The sequence below is a fragment of the Protofrankia sp. CiP1_Cm_nod3 genome (assembly GCF_982290655.1).
Genome location: NZ_CEVIVD010000088.1, coordinates 21,257 through 23,146, shown reverse-complemented (window position 1 = coordinate 23,146; position 1,890 = coordinate 21,257). Strand labels below are relative to the sequence as shown.

General features: G+C 67.2%; 1 protein-coding gene. It reads left to right on the top strand.

What is annotated here, in order from left to right; genetic code table 11:
- Positions 1 to 166: 166 nt before the first annotated feature.
- On the top strand, positions 167 to 1,789 hold the full coding sequence (gene groL / locus AC5LUJ_RS16330; RefSeq protein WP_250285413.1) for a chaperonin GroEL: 1,623 nt from the start codon (positions 167 to 169) through the stop codon (positions 1,787 to 1,789).
- The last annotated feature ends 101 nt before the right edge of the window (positions 1,790 to 1,890 follow it).

Sequence of the window (1,890 nt, the reverse complement as noted above, 5' to 3'; positions counted from 1 at the left end):
CAACGGGGGGCGAGCTTGCACTCACCCACCTCGAGTGCTAAACAGGAGCTGGCACTCACCCGCTTCGAGTGCCAGGGCTGAGCGACGAGGCCACCAGGCCGTCCGTCGCGGGCGTCGTCTTGGCCAGGCCATTGAACAGCCATTCCCCTGGGAGGACCACGACACCATGCCGAAGATCATTGCCTTCGATGAGGAGGCACGGCGCGGCCTGGAGCGCGGCATGAACCAGTTGGCCGACGCCGTGAAGGTCACACTCGGCCCGAAGGGCCGCAACGTCGTTCTGGAGAAGAAGTGGGGCGTCCCCACGATCACCAACGACGGTGTGAGCATCGCCAAGGAGATCGAGCTCGAGGACCCGTACGAGAAGATCGGTGCGGAGCTCGTCAAGGAAGTAGCGAAGAAGACCAACGACGTCGCCGGTGACGGCACCACCACCGCGACGATCCTCGCCCAGGCACTGGTCCGCGAGGGTCTGCGCAACGTGGCGGCCGGCGCCAACCCGCTGGGCCTGAAGAAGGGCATCGAGGTCGCGGTCGAGCGCGTCTCCGAGGAGCTCTCCAAGCAGGCCAAGGAGGTCGAGACCAAGGAGCAGATCGCCTCCACGGCGTCCATCTCCGCGGGCGACCCCGCGATCGGCGCGCTCATCGCCGAGGCACTGGACAAGGTCGGCAAGGAAGGCGTCGTCACCGTCGAGGAGAGCAACACCTTCGGCCTCGAGCTCGAGCTCACCGAGGGTATGCGCTTCGACAAGGGCTACATCTCGCCGTACTTCGTCACCGACGCCGACCGCCAGGAAGCCGTCCTCGACGACCCGTACATCCTCATCGTCAACAGCAAGATCTCGGCGGTCAAGGACCTGCTCCCGCTGCTGGAGAAGGTCATGCAGGCCGGCAAGCCGCTGGCGATCATCGCCGAGGACGTCGAGGGCGAGGCCCTGGCCACCCTGGTCGTCAACAAGATCCGTGGCACCTTCAAGAGCGTCGCGGTGAAGGCCCCCGGCTTCGGCGACCGCCGCAAGGCCCTGCTCGGTGACATCGCCATCCTCACCGGTGGCCAGGTCATCTCCGAGGACGTCGGCCTGAAGCTGGAGAGCACCACGGTCGACCTGCTCGGCAAGGCCCGCAAGTTCGTCGTCACCAAGGACGAGACCACGATCGTCGAGGGCGCCGGCGACCCCGACCAGATCGCCGGCCGGGTCAACCAGATCCGCGCCGAGATCGAGAAGTCGGACTCCGACTACGACCGCGAGAAGCTGCAGGAGCGGCTGGCCAAGCTCGCCGGCGGTGTCGCGGTCATCAAGGTCGGTGCCGCCACCGAGGTCGAGCTCAAGGAGAAGAAGCACCGCATCGAGGACGCCGTCTCGAACGCGAAGGCCGCGGTCGAGGAGGGCATCGTCGCCGGTGGTGGCGTCGCGCTGCTCCAGGCGTCGGTCACCGCCTTCGAGAAGCTCGACCTCTCTGGTGACGAGGCCACCGGGGCGAACATCGTCCGCCTCGCCCTGGAGGCGCCGATCAAGCAGATCGCCTACAACAGCGGCCTTGAGGGCGGCGTCGTGGTCGACAAGGTCCGCCACCTGCCCGCCGGCCATGGCCTGAACGCGGCCACCGGCGAGTACGTCGACCTGATCGGCACCGGCATCATCGACCCGGCCAAGGTCACCCGTTCGGCGCTGCAGAACGCCGCGTCGATCGCCGGGCTGTTCCTCACCACCGAGGCCGTCATCGCCGACAAGCCGGAGAAGAACCCGGCCCCGGCCGTGCCCGGCGGCGGCGGCGACCTCGACTTCTGAGGCCCATCGCCTGCATTTCACGCAAAAAGGATAAAAAGGGGCGGTCCCAACGGCGGGGCCGCCCCTTTGCCATGCCCGCGTCATACCTACGTCATACCTAC